12 protein-coding genes are annotated in these 15,148 nt (G+C 41.0%); 8 read left to right on the top strand and 4 right to left on the bottom strand.

Features of this window, described 5'->3' with window-relative positions; genetic code table 11:
* The first annotated feature begins 51 nt into the window (after window positions 1-51).
* Both uvrB and uvrA read left to right on the top strand, forming a co-directional pair.
* Window positions 52-2,037: an excinuclease ABC subunit UvrB gene (gene uvrB, locus AB1K80_RS06980; RefSeq protein WP_412855892.1), complete on the top strand. Its 1,986-nt coding sequence runs from the start codon at window positions 52-54 to the stop codon at window positions 2,035-2,037.
* Between the two features lie 7 nt (window positions 2,038-2,044).
* Window positions 2,045-4,921 carry an excinuclease ABC subunit UvrA gene (gene uvrA / locus AB1K80_RS06975; protein WP_412855891.1) on the top strand — a complete coding sequence of 959 codons (2,877 nt, stop codon included), beginning with the start codon at window positions 2,045-2,047 and terminating at the stop codon, window positions 4,919-4,921.
* Between the two features lie 33 nt (window positions 4,922-4,954).
* Here uvrA and AB1K80_RS06970 read toward each other — a convergent pair whose 3' ends face one another.
* Window positions 4,955-5,185, bottom strand: coding sequence for a hypothetical protein (locus AB1K80_RS06970; protein ID WP_412855890.1), 231 nt, complete (start codon window positions 5,183-5,185; stop codon window positions 4,955-4,957).
* Window positions 5,186-5,383: 198 nt separating this feature from the next.
* Between AB1K80_RS06970 and AB1K80_RS06965 the strand changes: the two genes are divergently transcribed.
* The 5 genes from AB1K80_RS06965 (at window position 5,384) to AB1K80_RS06945 (ending at window position 11,345) form a co-directional block, all read left to right on the top strand.
* Window positions 5,384-5,710, top strand: a complete 327-nt coding sequence (locus AB1K80_RS06965; RefSeq protein WP_412855889.1) for a hypothetical protein — start codon at window positions 5,384-5,386, stop codon at window positions 5,708-5,710.
* Between the two features lie 12 nt (window positions 5,711-5,722).
* Window positions 5,723-6,814, top strand: coding sequence for a DUF4097 family beta strand repeat-containing protein (locus AB1K80_RS06960; protein WP_412855888.1), 1,092 nt, complete (start codon window positions 5,723-5,725; stop codon window positions 6,812-6,814).
* 6 nt (window positions 6,815-6,820) lie between these two features.
* Entirely contained in the window at window positions 6,821-7,015 is a 195-nt protein-coding gene (locus AB1K80_RS06955; protein ID WP_412855887.1) for a PspC domain-containing protein, read from the top strand.
* Entirely contained in the window at window positions 7,016-7,402 is a 387-nt protein-coding gene (locus AB1K80_RS06950; protein ID WP_412855886.1) for a phage holin family protein, read from the top strand.
* A gap of 88 nt (window positions 7,403-7,490) precedes the next feature.
* Window positions 7,491-11,345: a metallophosphoesterase gene (locus AB1K80_RS06945; RefSeq protein WP_412855885.1), complete on the top strand. Its 3,855-nt coding sequence runs from the start codon at window positions 7,491-7,493 to the stop codon at window positions 11,343-11,345.
* Between the two features lie 34 nt (window positions 11,346-11,379).
* On the opposite strand, the gene AB1K80_RS06940 is transcribed toward AB1K80_RS06945, so the two are convergent.
* From AB1K80_RS06940 to nagA, 3 genes are read right to left on the bottom strand one after another with little or no spacing between them, the layout of a single operon-like run.
* Window positions 11,380-12,105 carry a GntR family transcriptional regulator gene (locus AB1K80_RS06940; protein ID WP_412855884.1) on the bottom strand — a complete coding sequence of 242 codons (726 nt, stop codon included), beginning with the start codon at window positions 12,103-12,105 and terminating at the stop codon, window positions 11,380-11,382.
* Window positions 12,106-12,123: 18 nt separating this feature from the next.
* Complete coding sequence (nagB, locus tag AB1K80_RS06935; protein ID WP_412855883.1) at window positions 12,124-12,849, bottom strand: glucosamine-6-phosphate deaminase; 726 nt, start codon at window positions 12,847-12,849, stop codon at window positions 12,124-12,126.
* Window positions 12,836-14,035 carry an N-acetylglucosamine-6-phosphate deacetylase gene (gene nagA, locus AB1K80_RS06930; RefSeq protein WP_412855882.1) on the bottom strand — a complete coding sequence of 400 codons (1,200 nt, stop codon included), beginning with the start codon at window positions 14,033-14,035 and terminating at the stop codon, window positions 12,836-12,838. Before nagA ends, nagB begins: the two co-directional genes overlap by 14 nt.
* A 176-nt stretch (window positions 14,036-14,211) precedes the next feature.
* On the opposite strand from nagA, the gene hprK reads away from it, so the two are divergent.
* Entirely contained in the window at window positions 14,212-15,144 is a 933-nt protein-coding gene (gene hprK, locus AB1K80_RS06925; protein ID WP_412855881.1) for an HPr(Ser) kinase/phosphatase, read from the top strand.
* Window positions 15,145-15,148: the final 4 nt, after the last annotated feature.

Genomic DNA, 15,148 nt, shown 5'->3' with positions numbered 1-15,148 from the left:
TATGATAATATATTCATTAGATAGATTTCGTTACGAAACGGAGGCTTTGATGTGAGTGACCGCTTTGAATTAGTTTCTAACTATCAACCCCAGGGTGATCAGCCAAAAGCGATTGAACAGCTTGTGGAGGGTATCCATCAGGGGAAACAGCATCAAACGCTGTTAGGTGCTACAGGTACGGGGAAGACGTTTACTGTATCGAACTTGATCAAAGAAGTAAACAAACCAACTCTAGTGATAGCACATAACAAGACACTCGCCGGTCAATTATACAGTGAGTTTAAGGAGTTCTTTCCGAATAATGCTGTAGAATACTTTGTTAGTTACTATGATTATTACCAGCCTGAGGCTTATGTTCCTCAAACGGATACATTTATTGAGAAGGACGCAAGTATTAATGATGAGATTGATAAACTGAGACACTCTGCGACATCTTCGTTATTTGAGCGGAACGATGTCATCATTATTGCCAGTGTGTCCTGTATTTACGGTTTAGGTTCGCCAGAAGAATATCGAGAGCTTGTGCTATCTTTACGCACTGAAATGGAAATTGAACGCAATCAGCTTCTTCGTAAGCTGGTGGACATTCAGTATTCTCGTAATGATATAGATTTTCAACGCGGAACCTTCCGAGTACGGGGTGACGTCGTTGAAATTTTTCCTGCTTCAAGAGATGAACATTGTATTAGAGTAGAATTTTTCGGTGATGAAATTGAACGGATTCGTGAAGTCGATGCACTAACTGGAGAAATACTTGGTGAACGAGACCATGTAGCCATTTTCCCAGCATCTCACTTCGTCACAAGAGAAGAAAAAATGGAGAAAGCCATTATTAACATTGAAAAAGAACTAGAGGAGCAGCTCGAAAAGCTTCGGGAAAATGGTAAATTACTTGAAGCACAGCGCCTTGAACAACGAACAAGATATGATCTTGAAATGATGAGAGAGATGGGTTTTTGTTCAGGAATCGAAAACTATTCAAGGCATTTAACCTTGCGCCCTTCTGGTTCAACACCTTACACATTGCTCGATTACTTCCCAGATGATTTTATGATTGTTGTCGATGAGTCACATGTGACCATCCCGCAAATTCGCGCCATGTACAATGGGGACCAAGCAAGAAAACAAGTGTTGGTTGACCACGGCTTCCGCCTGCCATCAGCACTTGATAATAGACCGCTCACCTTTGATGAGTTTGAAAAGCATATCAACCATATTGTGCATGTTTCTGCAACGCCAGGGCCGTACGAGCTTGAGAAGACGCCAGAGGTTGTGGAGCAAATCATTCGTCCAACAGGATTGCTTGATCCGATCATAGAAGTTCGTCCAATTGAAGGTCAGATTGATGACTTAATTGGCGAAATACATGCCAGAGTTGAGAAGAATGAGCGTGTGCTCGTGACCACATTGACGAAGAAAATGTCTGAAGATCTCACAGACTATCTGAAAGAAATCGGCATCAAGGTCAATTATTTACATTCAGAAATTAAGACCCTTGAGCGGATTGAGATTATCCGTGATTTACGTCTCGGTAAATATGATGTGCTCGTTGGGATCAACCTCCTTCGTGAAGGACTGGATATTCCAGAGGTGTCGCTCGTCACGATTTTAGATGCAGATAAAGAAGGCTTTTTACGCTCTGAAAGATCCCTCATTCAGACCATTGGACGTGCAGCGAGAAATGCAGAAGGCCGCGTCATTATGTATGCAGATAAGATGACCAAATCAATGGACATTGCGATTCAAGAAACGAAGCGAAGACGTGAGCAGCAAGAAGCGTATAACGAGAAATATGGAATTACCCCACAAACGATTCATAAGAAAATCCGAGATGTCATTAAGGCAACAAAGATCCATGAGGAATCGGAAGAATACGAAACAAATGCAGCACCAAAGCTGTCGAAAATGAGCAAAAAAGAACGAGAAAAAGTCATCGAAAAAGTCGAGATGGAAATGAAAGATGCAGCAAAAGCGCTTGATTTTGAAAAAGCAGCAGAATTAAGAGATCTATTGCTAGAGCTAAAAGCGGAAGGATGATTGCCTCATGGCTATGGAACGAATAGAGGTGAAAGGTGCTAGAGCCCACAACCTTAAAAATATTGATGTCAATATCCCGCGTGATGAGCTAGTGGTTATTACAGGTTTATCTGGTTCAGGAAAATCGTCGCTCGCCTTTGATACGATTTATGCCGAAGGCCAAAGACGATATGTTGAATCTCTTTCAGCATATGCACGCCAGTTTCTAGGGCAAATGGACAAACCAGATGTGGATGCCATTGAAGGGCTATCTCCGGCGATTAGTATCGACCAAAAAACGACGAGCCGTAACCCGAGATCCACTGTCGGAACCGTCACTGAAATCTATGATTACTTACGTTTATTGTATGCGAGAGTCGGGAAGCCGGTCTGTCCGATTCATGGGAATGAGATCACCTCACAAACGATTCAGCAAATGACGGATCGCATTTTAGAATATCCAGAAAGAACGAAACTGCAAGTGCTTGCGCCAGTCGTTTCTGGTCGTAAAGGATCACATGTGAAAGTGCTTGAGCAAATTCGAAAGCAGGGGTATGTTCGAGTAAGAGTCGATGGAGAGATGGAAGATCTGTCAGAAGACATCGAGCTTGAAAAGAATAAGAAGCATTCAATTGAAGTCGTGATTGACCGTATTGTGGTGAAGGAAGGCGTTGCTGCTCGATTGTCTGACTCCCTTGAAACAGCGCTTCGACTAGGTGAAGGTCGGGTGATGATTGATGTCATTGGACAAGAAGAGCTGTTATTCAGTGAACATCATGCTTGTCCGCACTGTGGTTTTTCTATCGGCGAGCTTGAGCCGAGAATGTTTTCATTTAACAGTCCCTTCGGTGCCTGTGCAAGCTGTGACGGGTTAGGTTCTAAGCTGGAAGTAGACCCTGAGCTGGTCATTCCTAATAAAGAGTTAACCTTACGACAGCACGCCATCGCACCATGGGAGCCGCAGAGCTCACAATATTATCCGCAGCTTCTAGAGGCGGTCTGTACACATTATGGGATTGACATGGACATTCCGGTAAAGGATATTCCGTCGCATTTATTTGATAAAATTTTATATGGTAGCGGATCTGAGCGGATTTATTTTAAATATGAAAATGATTTTGGACAGGTACGTGAGAATGAAATCGAGTTTGAAGGTGTTCTTCGAAATATTGAAAGACGCTACAAGGAGACAAGCTCTGATTATATCCGTGAGCAAATGGAGAAATATATGGCGAATCAGCCATGTCCAACATGTAAAGGGTATCGCCTGAAAAAAGAGACATTAGCGGTTCTTATCAATGGGAAGCACATTGGCGAGATCACAGATATGTCTGTTTCTGACGCATATGATTTCTATGAAAAAATTGAACTGTCCGAGAAAGATTTGCAGATTGCACAGCTCATATTACGCGAGATTAAAGAACGCTTATCATTCTTAAATAATGTGGGATTAGACTATCTGACATTGAGCCGATCTGCTGGAACGTTATCAGGCGGGGAAGCGCAACGGATTCGTCTCGCAACTCAAATCGGTTCAAGGCTGACAGGAGTTCTTTATATATTAGATGAACCGTCCATTGGTTTACACCAACGAGACAATGACCGGTTAATTGAGACATTGAAAAACATGCGTGACATCGGCAATACATTGATCGTCGTGGAGCATGATGAAGATACGATGCTTGCGGCTGATTACTTGATTGATATTGGACCTGGCGCGGGTGTTCATGGCGGTGAAGTGATTGCAGCAGGATCACCAGAAGAAGTCATGAAGGATCCAAACTCTTTGACAGGCCAATACTTGTCTGGAAAGAAATTCATCCCTCTGCCAATTGAAAGAAGAACACCTGATGGGCGTTTTATCGAGATAAAAGGCGCAAAAGAAAACAACCTGAAAAATGTGAATGCGAAGTTTCCTCTAGGCGTCTTTACAGCAGTGACCGGCGTATCTGGTTCAGGAAAAAGTACGCTTGTGAATGAAATATTATTGAAGTCACTCGCACAAAAACTGCATAGAGCGAAGGCGAAGCCGGGGCAACATAAAGAAATCAAAGGGATGGATCACCTAGATAAGGTCATTGATATTGATCAATCACCAATAGGTCGTACACCTCGATCCAACCCAGCAACGTATACTGGTGTATTTGATGATGTGCGGGATGTGTTTGCCCAAACAAACGAAGCAAAGGTACGTGGCTATAAAAAAGGTAGATTCAGCTTTAACGTCAAAGGCGGACGCTGTGAAGCCTGCCGAGGAGACGGCATTATTAAAATTGAAATGCACTTTTTACCTGATGTGTATGTCCCATGTGAAGTTTGTCATGGAAAACGGTATAACCGTGAGACGCTAGAAGTGACGTATAAAGGGAAAAACATTGCAGATGTTCTTGAAATGACAGTCGAGGATGCCCTGCAATTCTTCGAGAATATCCCGAAAATCAAGCGCAAACTTCAAACGATCTATGATGTCGGTCTTGGGTATATTACGCTTGGTCAGCCTGCGACCACACTTTCTGGTGGTGAGGCACAGCGTGTGAAATTGGCATCTGAGCTACATCGCCGGTCAAACGGAAGGTCACTTTACATTTTAGACGAGCCGACCACAGGTCTTCATGTAGATGACATTGCTCGTTTATTAAAAGTGCTACAACGCTTGGTCGAAAACGGAGATACCGTTCTTGTCATTGAACACAATCTTGATATTATTAAAGCGGCTGATTACTTGGTCGATTTAGGACCAGAAGGCGGCGCAGGTGGCGGAACGATTATTGCGTCTGGCACACCTGAGCATATTGCACAGCAAGAAGCCTCTTATACAGGTCAATACTTGAAGCCTATTTTAGAGCGTGACCGAAAACGAATGAAAGATTTACTCAAAGAAACGGAACACGTGACATCATCATAAGTAAAAAACCCCTCATTGTGAGGGGTTTTCCTTTTATCGTGCATCTTCCTTCGGAAATAAATTACTTAAATGAGTTAAATCCTTTAAGATATGGTTACTGCTGCTGTCGAGCAGTACTTTTAAGTAACGAATATCACCATATTTCGGGTGTGAAGGGTGAATCGCCTCAAGCTCCTTGATCATATCTCTGTTCATGTTTTTCTGTTTTTGGATGAGGTCTAAAAGCGTTTGTGCCGTGTGATTGGATGTATGATGATCTGTCAAAATAATTACCCCCTATTATTGATAATCACCATCTTTTCAACATATTTTAAAGGGTAATCTATGAAGAATCTAGACTTTGGAGGCAAAAGAATGAATTTGCGTCTAAGGTCATGTGTAAATTGATTGATGGTGAAACTTATTTTCCACCTCATACGTATCATGTAGAAAGGGATTTTCATCATGAAGGAGCGAATATATATGAATAGAGATCAGTCAATCATTGCGTCTATTTGTTATTTTAGTGTGTTTTTTATGCCCTTTATCGTACCCATTGTGTCGTATTTTGTTGTAGATCAACAGGAAACGAAACGTCACGCAAAGCGAGCATTTTGGTCACATTTACTGCCGGTAGCCGCATTCTTCATTCTCATTTTTGGTGCTGTTCCACTTTTGATTATTACGCAATCGCTCATTCCAGTGATGATCGTATTCATTTTGTCATTTTTAGTGGCGATTGGTTTTTTGATCTCTGTCATTTGGAACATCGTTCAAGGCATTAAAGTACTTCAATCGATGAAATCATAGGAGGGTTTTTGTATGAACGAAAAAGAACGCATTCTGAAATTAGTAGAAGATGGGACATTATCAGCAAAAGAGGCGATTACGCTTTTAGAAAAGTTAGAAGAGAATCCATCCGTTTCGTTAGAAAAGTCGACAGCGGAGCAAACCTTTCATGAAGAAAAGACGCAAGGAGATAGCAAAGGAAATAGTGCAGAAAATCTCGGAGCAAAGTTGTTTGGTTGGTTAGATTCTGCGGTGAAAAAAGTGAAAGATGTTGACCTTGATTTGAACTTTGGACAGTCAGTCGATGTTGAACATATTTTTCAATTCAAGGATGCTACAGCATCACACTTAGATATTCAACTAGCGAACGGTAGTCTCAATGTCATGCCTTGGGAAGATGAGGATATTCGAGCAGAATGCCATGCGAAAATCTACCGCACAGAGGACGTGGAGCAAGCGAGACAACAATTTCTCAACCAATTAGACTGCGGACTCGAAGGGGATAAATTTTTTATTCGAACAGAAAAGAAGACAATGAAGGTCAATGTCACCTTATACGTGCCACGAACTCAATACGAAAAGATCAAAGTCAAGCTGTTTAACGGACCAATTCGTGGGGAAAAGCTAAAGACAAGAGAACTTGCGGCAAGAACATCAAACGGTGTGGTCTCTTTTTCTTCCTTACAAGCCGAAAAAGTTGGGATTGAAACAGCTAACGGACAAATAAAGCTGGCTGATCACGACTGTGGTATGATTGAAGTAGAGACCATTAATGGTCTGATCGATCTGCGGGGACAAAGTGAAACGATCGATGCCCAAAGCTTTAACGGGAACATTTCTGTTCAGTTATCGGATGAGAAATGCCGTTCTATCTATGCCAAAACCACAACAGGCAGTGTCGACGTCCATATCCCAAGTGCATGTGCAGTAACTGCTGAGCTGAAAAGCAACTTAGGTTCGATCTCTCACGACTTGCTTGAGGCAGAGATGATCAAAGAGAAAAGTGAAACGTTACAAAAAGAAAAAATGATCAAGGCTAATCAACATGCCATGCACAATATCTCAATTTTTGCAGAAACAAAAACGGGTTCTATCCAAGTAAAGCACCAATCAGACAAGGAGTGATTCTACATGAAGAAGCTTTACCGTTCAGCAACGGATAAAAAAATTGCCGGTGTAGTGGGTGGACTTGCCGAATACTTAAGAGTTGATCCATCCCTACTACGAATTTTAACCGTCATCCTCGGTTTTATGACAGCATTTATGCCTATTTTCTTGGTCTACTTCATCTGGTATTTTGTTGTTCCGGAAGAGGGCACGAATTAAATGTTCAGATGGATGATCAGTATTTTAGTAAATGCTTTACTTTTAATTGCGATTGCTGGCTATTTTGATTCAGGTATTCTTCCTGGACTAGGGAAAGTATATGTTGAAGGAATAGGTGCAGCAATTGTAGCTAGTATCATTTTGTCTTTACTTAATATTTTGGTTAAGCCGTTTTTAATTATATTGACGCTGCCAGTGACAGTACTCTCACTGGGCTTGTTTCTATTTGTGATTAATGCCATTACACTGACAATGACATCTAGTTTAATGGGCGAAAGTTTTAACATTGATGGATTTGGAACGGCCATATGGGTGGCTGTCATTTTATCTATTTTCCATTTGCTGATCCAAAAAGGGATTATTGAGCCGTTAGCCAAAAAAAGCTAACGGCTTTTTTATGTTATGCTGTTTCACCTAACTGTGCTCATAAAAACGCCTATTCGGAGACACAATATCCGAAGGGAGGCGGTGCACGATGGTGTACGTGATCAGAATGATATGGATCTTATGTTTTTTGACCATTCTTTTTTGTTTGAATCAACCTGTTTCCGCAGGGTCCTTTTTATACACAAAAGTCAATATACCCGATCAGTCTTTTTCTCCTTTTCACTTTGACCCATTTCAAGTCGATGTTCGCCCTATCCAAGGGAAAGACCGGGATCTCCAGTTTCAAGCAAGTGTGAATCAGTCCCAGCATATTTTGTCAGCCAATTTGTACTATAAACAAAGTGATGAATTGGGATACCGAATGATTCCGATGGACCGTTTACCAGGAATGAAGCCAAAATTTACTGCGAAGATTTCAGCAGATCAATTATGGAATCCACATGTACATTATTATACGGAGTTACTGACACAAAAATCTGTGATCAAAACAGCTGAACAATCCGTTCATTTGAACGGGTACGATGAGGACCTTTCGCAAATTCCAGACTTATTCATCACCGAGATGGTGGTCAATTCAAAAAATCGAAAAGGCAAAGATGCGTTTGAATTTATTGAAGTATACAATACGACGCATGCCCCTATTTCACTTCAACATTATCAGTTACGCTATCGCAACCCTGCACAAGGTGTAGAGATGGATGAGGTCTATTCATTTCACGAACAACCCGTCACAATCGCATCTGGTAAACCATATGTTTTCTGGCTGAGACGAAAAGGACAGGAGCACTTAACTGTGGCCGACTTTAATGCGATGTACAAAAGCCATTTAAAAGAAGGGAAAGATGTATCGGTCATTCAGAGCAAAGGGCTGTCAAACTCTAAATCTCGACAAGTTTCCATCACGACAAATACAGGTGAGGAAATTTCATCTGCATCTTTTCGCTTAAAGCACTCTTTGTTTAGTGAGCATAAGTCTTTATTATTCAAGTATCCGATGGATGGCACGTCCCATATGAAACTCATCTCTAAAATAGAAGAAGAACCTACACCTGGGGATGTGTTAAAAGCACAAATTCCGAGTGAGAAAAAAGAATTATCACACGATATCCATCAACCTGTCATAGAAGATATGACCAATCGGAAACCAATTAAGCCAACGGAAGGCATTGAAATAAAAGCAGATGTACAGGATGACCAATTAGTGAAAACCGTTAAATTACGTTACCGGACAAGTCGGAAGAACAATTTTAAGGAAGTATTTCTTCAACGAGATCATAATGATCGATTGTTTCATCACATTGTTTATTCACCCGAGTTGATTGGGAAGGAACAAATCGAATATCAACTTGAAGCATCAGATGGTGAAAATCAAACCAAGACCATGAAAAAATTGATTGATGTGGAGCAAATGAGCAAATCTCACGGTCTCCGGTTCAATGTCGAACAAGGAGATACGATATCTGGAGTCTTCGCATTAAAGGCGACAACTGATCAAAACAAGCCAATTCAATTGACGATCAATGGAAAACGTCAAGAACACACATTTTCTGCTCTTGAAGCAGATCCATATATCGCTTTTGATGTCAAAGGGACAAATGTATATTTTAAAAACGGTGTCTCGGTTGGTAAGCACTTACTTTCTGTTTTTGATGATTCGACAAAAGTGTACCGTACTTATACAATGCCAATACCAGAAACAATGCTGAAAAAGTCGGGTGTACAAACGATTTCGTTTCATGCTGGAACGAAAACATCAACGCTTGATCGTCTGTCAGGTGAGAATCATGATGACTTTGATCTAAAGAATGTGAGGATGATTTTATCAAATGGAACACATATCTTCCCTCTTCATTCAGAACCACAAAAAGAATGGAAAATGGGTGATGGGACTTCTGCTAAAAAAGTGAGATTCTTTCAATTCCAAATTCCAAAGCAAGCGTATGTCTCAACGCAAATGGAGTGGGATACAAGAAAGCTAAAAGAGGGTTCACATCTCATCCAGGCGAAATCAGGCGACGAATCACTTTCTGTACGTGTTAAAGTCGATCATTCCGGCCCGAAAATCAAGACGAACATTCAGGAGAAGGAACATTACAAAGGAGCTTTTACGTTAAAGGCTCACATCACTGACCGATGGAGTGAGATAGAGGATATTCGCACATTTTTAGATGGAAAACCGATTGCCTTGCCATATCGGACGTCTTCAAGTGAATTGACGCCTGGGCGGCACACCTTGATCGTTAAAGCTAAGGATGCGGCAGGGAATAAGGCCACATTAAAAAAGGAATTTCACACAGTGCATGAACACCCGGAGACGCCAGAACGCTTAGTTGACAAGACAAAAGGAAAATCATCTAAACAAACGGTTTCAACAAAAGACCCAACAAATGATCAATTAGATTATTCGTTTTATCGTGCATATCGGTATACTTCTCTCCATCCATCAATGAACATCTTTCAATACGCAGCAGAAACTGAACCGCCGAAAGGACTCAGTCAGAAAGGAGAAGTGCCTTTTTCAGATCACGACAAACATCGTATTGCTTTCACAGATGGTAAGTCCGTTGAAACGAAGGATGTACAACGTTTTCCTTATCATCGTTTTCAAATAAAAGTGAACCATCATGTACGAGAGAAGGATGTCGTAGAAGCGGTTTGGAAAGGAAGTTCATTGCCTGGGAGAAAGGTAACCATGTACGCATGGAATCATCAGCATGAAAAGTGGGATAAAATCACTGCACACTTTGCCAAGGATCAAAAGGAATTTTATCTGAAGGGGATGCTGTCAGTCAGACAGTATATGAACAATCAAACATTTGATTTGCTCGTGCAAGATGAAATTAGTAAAACATCTATGCCTTACAAGATGGTCTGGATGTCTGACACGCAATATTATGCGAAAAGCTACCCTCATATTTTTAAACAAATGGTTGAATGGATTAGAGACCAAAGAGATAAGCTAAATATTCAATATGTGTTTCATACAGGTGATATTGTTGATGATTCAAAGGACAAGCAATGGCATCGGGCAGATGCATTTATGCGTGTATTAGATGAACACAATATTCCTTATGGTGTATTAGCGGGGAATCATGATGTGAGACACAGAGACGGTTCTTATACGGAATTTGGCAGATACTTCGGTGCAAAACGATTTGCAGAAAAACCGTACTACGGAGAATCTTATCAAAACAATCGGGGACACTACGACCTGATTTCCGCGGGTGGTAATGATTATATGATCGTGTATATGGGATGGGGAATTACGCAAAATGAAATTGATTGGTTAAATCGAGTGATTTCAGAGCATCCAGATCGTATCGTCATTTTAAATTTCCACGAGTATTTACTAGTGAGTGGAAACAGAAGTTCGATTGGCGATCTCATTTTTCACCAAGTAGTGAAGCGACATCCGAATATCGTCGCAGTTTTTAGCGGTCATTACCACGGGGCAAGCCGAAAAGTAGATGAATTAGATGATGATCATGATGGAAAAATTGACCGGAAAGTGTACCAAATCCTTGCCGATTATCAGGCAGGACCTGAAGGAGGCCAAGGGTTTATGAGATTGATTACGGCAGATCAAGAAAAAAATCAACTTCATTTTACAACATATTCACCGTACTTAAATCAGGAACATTTCTTTGATCCGAAAACATATGGAGATCAAGACGAATTTTCAATAGATGTGGATTTGACGCCAAAAATGAAGTCAGTCAAAACCAATTACTTTGAACTGAATGTGTATACAAACATCCTACTGGGGGAAGTAAAAGGTGTGAAAAGTGGTAAGAAAGCAAGTTTTGAGTGGAAGGGATTAAAGCCGAATCAAGATTATTATTGGTATACTGTCGCAAAAGATCGCTTTGAAGGAAAAGCCATTTCACCGATATGGAAAATTCATACAAAGGAAGACACCAAAACAAAGTATCTGTTTAAATAAAAACAACTGAGCTCCATATGAGGAGCTCAGTTGTTTATCTATCCATGGTATGAATGAGTTTGTAACGATCGCCCCTATAAACTGAAAGTACGTGTTCAAATGGAAGGTCGCTTTGAAGATAAGTTGTCCTTGCAATGGAAAGAACAGGCGCACCAGTAGATATTGTTAGTAGGTTTGCTTCTGTTTTAGTTGCTACATTGGCAACGATCTCCTGCTTTGCATGTGATATGACAAGACCTGTGATGCTTTCAATATATTCATATAAGGAACCGGACAAATGGTCTTTCGTTAGACCGCCTGCAACTGCTACCGGTATATAGCTAGTTTCAATTGCCATTGGTTCAGCATTTGCAAGACGTATCCGTTTGATTTCATAGACCACTTCGTTGTCCGATAGCTGTAGGATGGGTAACAAGTGTACAGGGCATATGATGCTTTTGAAATGCAACAGTTGGCTTGAAGCTTTCAAACCACGTTGGCTCATATCTTCTGTAAAACTTGTTAATCCTTGAAGCGGTTGTTCAATTTTTTTTCGGCTAACAAATGTACCTTTTCCTTTTTGGCGGTACAAATATCCCTCATTCACAAGGTTTGATAAGGCTTGTCTGACAGTCATTCGACTAATACCAAAATGTTCGGCATATTCTCTTTCAGAGGGAATGAGTGTATCTGGTGTTAATGTTCCATCCTCAATTTGTTTTTTCAGGTTCTCCATAATCTGATGGTACATCGGAATGGGTGATTGCTTATCTATAAACATGTGAAAATCCTCTCGTGTTTAGCGTAACGAACCAGCTTCCTTATCAATGAAAATCGTCACATCTGAATGAAGTTTCAGAGCCGACGCAGGAAAGTCTGGGTGAATTTCCGCTTGTTCTAAATATTTGATCACTTCAGCTTTAGATGTTCCTGATGCGAGAAGAAGTATTTTTTTGCTTGAAAGAATGCTTTGAATCCCCATTGTAATCGCTTCTTTTGGTACCTCATCAATAGAAGAAAAATATCTAGCATTCGCTTGACGAGTGTTTTCATCTAACTGGACAACGTGTGTTTTCGAGTCGAAAGGTGTACCCGGTTCATTAAAACCGATATGTCCATTCTGTCCAATTCCTAGAAGCTGAAGATCAATGCCTCCAAGTTCTTGAATGAGTTTCTCATAAGATAAACACTCTTCAGTTAAGTTTGACGCATTGCCGTTTGGGAGATGATACTGACCCTCAGGAATATCAATATGATCAAACAGTTGACGCTTCATATAAGTCATATAACTATTTTCATCCTCTGGCTCCAGACCAGCATACTCGTCTAAATTAACGGTTCTGACTTGTTTAAAAGAGAGCTGATTCGATTGATGAAGCTGAATTAATTCTTTGTAAGTATCCATTGGTGTACCGCCAGTAGCTAAACCGAGTACTGCATCGGGTTTTTCTTCAATTGTGCGCGCAATAAAAGCAGCGGCTTCTTTACCTAACTCATATTTGTCTTTAAATTCAATGATTTTCATTTGTATTTTCTCCTTTTGTCCAGGCGATTTGTCCTCGGCAGATCGTCATCATCAGTTCGCCAGAGTCATCCCAAATAACCAAATCTGCTAGCTTACCAACTTCGATGGAACCGAGTTGGTGATCCATCCCTAGCTGTATTGCTGCATTGGTTGAAGTCATCTTGGCAATCTCTGTCCAGTCACAATGTGTGAGCTGTCGCATCCGCCTTACGCCGTCTTTCATTTTTAATATAGATCCTGCAAGTGTTCCATCTGGCAATAATGCTTTCTCGCCGCTCACATGAACGGTTTGCCCACCTAATTCGTATGTTCCATCCCCTAAACCTTTTGCTCGCATTGAATCTGTGATCATCAAGAGACGATTACTACGTTTTGCCAGATAGGCGAGTTTAATGGATAGAGGATGTGAATGAATGCCGTCTGTAATCAGCTCAGCATGAAGACTCTCGTTGGTGAGAGCGGCACCTACTGCATGTGGTTCACGATGCTCGAATGAACTCATCGCATTATAAAGATGAGTGATGTGTCTTGCACCGTGGTTTGCTGCTAATTCAATTAGGTCATGTTGTGCATTTGTATGTCCGATCGAAGGAATGATGCCTTTTGTTTGAAGAAGAGATAGAAATGTAAAGTCAGGATCTTCTTCAGGTGCAAATGTGACAATTTTAATTAGCTGGTTAGCTGCATCTACCCATTTTTCAAATAGAGAGAGATCAGGTTGTATAATCCACTGAGCAGGTTGTGCACCAGCCTTTTGTTTAGAGATGAACGGACCTTCAAGATGTATCCCTAAACATTGTGCCTGACTTCCGGATTTCCCTTCATTCTGTTTTTTCCAATGGGCAATATTTTTAAGGGCAAGTTCGATTTCGTGATGGTTTTGAGTGATGGTTGTGGCTAAAAAACTTGTAGTCCCTTCTGAAGGTAAATGCACAGAAAGGATATCCATGGCTTCTGGTGTCGCATCCATCACATCTGCACCATAACCTCCGTGAATGTGAATGTCAATCATTCCAGGAAGCAAAAAAAAGTTTTCCCGGGAAATATATTCTTTTTCATAATTTCCTGTCGGAGGTGTTGTTGAAATATAGTCTATCTTGCCATCGCGTAACCCGACAAAGCCGTGTTCGATGACTGTTGAATTTGTCACAATATGGATGTTTGAGAGCAATAAAGATCGACTCATCATCCGCCCCCCTTGATCGTGTATGTTAGCTATAGTGTACTCTTTTTAAGTATAGATATCTATACCAGTAATGAGATGAGACAGGAACAGGAGAAAATACTGTTTTGGGTTCATCATTGAAAGTGATAAAATAGAGCTGTATTTCTGAAACGCCTGTGATAAAAGGAGGAAGAAACGTGCCGAAAGTTCGTACGAAGGACATAATGGAACAATTTCATCTTGAACTGGTCAGTGGGGAGGAAGGAATTAATCGTCCCATTACAATCAGTGATCTTTCCAGACCTGGTATTGAGATGGCTGGATATTTTACATATTACCCGAAAGAAAGAGTTCAGCTTTTAGGGAAAACAGAGCTTTCCTTTTTTGAACAGCTTCCCGAACGCGAAAGAAAGCAGCGGATGATGTCACTTTGTACAGATATTACGCCTGCCATTATTTTGTCGAGAGATCGTGAAGTGCCGAAAGAATTAATTGAAGCATCCAATGAGAATGGGGTACCGGTATTAAGATCTCATTTGAAAACAACAAGACTTTCAAGTCGCTTAACGAACTTTTTAGAAAGTAAGCTTGCACCAACGACGGCGATCCATGGCGTCCTCGTGGATGTATATGGTGTGGGAGTCTTATTAATTGGTAAAAGCGGTGTAGGGAAAAGTGAAACTGCACTAGAGCTTGTCAAAAGAGGACACAGATTGGTCGCTGACGATTGTGTGGAAATTCGCCAAGAGGATCAAGACACTCTAGTTGGGAGTGCACCGGAGCTTATTGAGCACCTTCTTGAAATCCGTGGGTTAGGCATTATTAATGTGATGACCTTATTTGGAGCAGGAGCTGTCAGAAGCTATAAAAGAATTACGATCGTTATGAATCTTGAACTTTGGGAACAAGGCAAGCAATATGATCGTTTAGGGCTTGAAGAGGAAAAAATGCGTATCATTGATACAGATGTACCGAAGCTGACCATCCCTGTTAGACCTGGACGTAACTTGGCAGTCATCATTGAAGTAGCGGCGATGAATTTCAGGTTAAAGCGAATGGGACATAATGCGGCGGAACAATTTACAAGTAAACTTGCCGATGTCATTGAAGATAACGGACATGACGAATAGGAGT

The organism is Bacillus sp. 179-C3.3 HS (genome assembly GCF_047229225.1).
In the GTDB taxonomy this organism is placed as follows: domain Bacteria; phylum Bacillota; class Bacilli; order Bacillales; family Bacillaceae; genus Bacillus.
The sequence above is the reverse complement of the archived record's forward strand: the minus strand, read 5'-3'. Positions and strand labels throughout refer to the sequence as shown.

Excerpts from the sequence above, each read along its gene's own strand:
- uvrA (WP_412855891.1), top strand. The coding sequence starts at position 2,045 with ATGGCTATGGAACGAATAGAGGTGAAAGGTGCTAGAGCCCACAACCTT.
- AB1K80_RS06965 (WP_412855889.1), top strand. The coding sequence starts at position 5,384 with ATGAATAGAGATCAGTCAATCATTGCGTCTATTTGTTATTTTAGTGTG.
- AB1K80_RS06960 (WP_412855888.1), top strand. The coding sequence starts at position 5,723 with ATGAACGAAAAAGAACGCATTCTGAAATTAGTAGAAGATGGGACATTA.
- AB1K80_RS06955 (WP_412855887.1), top strand. The coding sequence starts at position 6,821 with ATGAAGAAGCTTTACCGTTCAGCAACGGATAAAAAAATTGCCGGTGTA.
- AB1K80_RS06950 (WP_412855886.1), top strand. The coding sequence starts at position 7,016 with ATGTTCAGATGGATGATCAGTATTTTAGTAAATGCTTTACTTTTAATT.
- AB1K80_RS06945 (WP_412855885.1), top strand. The coding sequence starts at position 7,491 with ATGGTGTACGTGATCAGAATGATATGGATCTTATGTTTTTTGACCATT.
- AB1K80_RS06940 (WP_412855884.1), bottom strand. The coding sequence starts at position 12,105 with ATGTTTATAGATAAGCAATCACCCATTCCGATGTACCATCAGATTATG.
- nagB (WP_412855883.1), bottom strand. The coding sequence starts at position 12,849 with ATGAAAATCATTGAATTTAAAGACAAATATGAGTTAGGTAAAGAAGCC.
- nagA (WP_412855882.1), bottom strand. The coding sequence starts at position 14,035 with ATGAGTCGATCTTTATTGCTCTCAAACATCCATATTGTGACAAATTCA.